Origin of the sequence: Streptomyces tricolor, assembly GCF_002155905.1 — a bacterium.
Classification (GTDB): Bacteria; Actinomycetota; Actinomycetes; order Streptomycetales; family Streptomycetaceae; genus Streptomyces; species Streptomyces tricolor.
In genome coordinates this window covers 1200-1402 of record NZ_MUMF01000780.1, presented here as the reverse complement: position 1 = coordinate 1402, position 203 = coordinate 1200, and the positions used below count along the sequence as shown (strand labels likewise).

At 70.4% G+C, this 203-nt stretch carries 1 pseudogene; it reads right to left on the bottom strand.

Annotated features, from left to right (window positions below):
• A pseudogene (locus CCN44_RS39390) lies at positions 1-203 on the bottom strand (dehypoxanthine futalosine cyclase); the annotation flags it as partial.

Here is a 203-nt window from a genome sequence, read left to right as displayed (position 1 = left end):
GGTCGTCGTGGACGACGAGGTGCTCGTACGTCGTGGCGCGCTGGGCCGGGACCCGGCCGGCCTTGCGGATCAGGTCGATGATCTCCAGGCGGTTGGAGCGGTGCCTGGCGCCGGCCGAGGAGACCACGTTCTCCTCCAGCATGATCGAGCCGAGGTCGTCCGCGCCGTAGTGCAGGGACAGCTGGCCGACCTCCTTGCCGGTG